This is a genomic window from Nitrospirota bacterium (assembly GCA_040754395.1).
In the GTDB taxonomy this organism is placed as follows: Bacteria; Nitrospirota; Thermodesulfovibrionia; order Thermodesulfovibrionales; family SM23-35; genus JBFMCL01.
Window position 1 is genome coordinate 1 of record JBFMCL010000070.1, and the last position, 1,275, is coordinate 1,275.

Sequence of the window (1,275 nt, forward strand, 5' to 3'; positions counted from 1 at the left end):
CGAAAGGCCAGAGTATGAAATTGTCGAGGTGACTGTCCCGTATTCAATGTCAGGGCTTGTTATGCCTGTAGGTTTACCGAAGTGATCATAAGTTGTAATTGACTTTGGATATTCTGCCGGATGTTCCTGAGGATAACTATAACCTGCGCTGAAGAACGGCCCTTCGGTAAGTTCAACCCTTCCCATATTGTCATAGTAAGTTCTTGAAATTATGTATTTCCCGCCTTCTCCTGATGTTACGGTCTGTATGTTCCTTCCAAATCCGTCAATATATGAGTATTTGTCTATATAGACCTCTCCGCCTGCATTGCTTTCAAGAATGCCTGTTTTTGTATATACAGGCCTTCCAAAATCATGGTATTCAAAGTCGTGATACTCTGCCTTTGTCTTTGCAGCTATCTGAGGGCCTTCCCCAACATAGGAAATGGTCTCTTTTGTCCTTCCGAATTCATCGGGGGTGTTGCAGGTCTTGTTATTGTTTTCGTCCCATGTGCATTCAACTATGCCGAATCTGTAGTCGTAGGTATTCTGGATAAAATGTCCGAGGGCGTTTGTTATCTTTGACGGGAAGGTCTTTGTTGCGCTGTCATACTCGTTTGTTGTGGTGTTTCCCCTCGCATCTGTCTGGGTCTCGAGATTCCCCTCAGGCGTATATGTCATGGTTATTCTCGGATTGGTTCCTCCATTAAGCCAGAATTCCTTCCAGAGCATGTTGCCTGTGTTGTTTTCATAGCTGTATGTCGTCTCCCTCACTTTCCCTGAGACGCCTCCTGTTACGGTTGTCCTGGTGTTTCTCCAGAGCCAGAACCCGTAGTTCTGGAATGTATTCTGTGTTAAGATGCCTTCTGCTCCCGGACCTGATGTCAGGACAGAAAGGGTTGTTCCATTTGTGTCGTCATATGTATATTCTTCATGAGAGAATATCTCTACACCGCCGACATAACTTGTGACGTCTTTTGAGTCGAGCTTTACAAACACGGGGTATGCGCCTTTGGGCACGCTCCTGTTCCATACAAGGTCTGTCTGTGACAGCAGAGCGCCGGGTGTGGTCTCATTCGGCCACGGTTGTCTGAATTCCATATGGCAGGGTTTGCCTTTGAGGTCTTTATCGTCAAGGATATAAGTGGATGCGTCTTTATAGTAGCAGTAAGCGGGGCTGCCGTCAAACTCATGGTCTTTCTGATGTATCCATGTCTCAAGGGTCGTTGTGTCGGTGTTTGTCTGTTTCGAATAGCCGAATCCCCTGAATTCCCTGTCTGCCAGATCATAATAGCC

At 46.3% G+C, this 1,275-nt stretch carries 1 protein-coding gene; it reads right to left on the bottom strand.

The features are described 5' to 3' along the window. Positions 1 to 1,275 (bottom strand): toxin TcdB middle/N-terminal domain-containing protein (locus tag AB1552_14470; protein MEW6054962.1); only part of this gene is annotated, 1,275 nt, incomplete at both ends.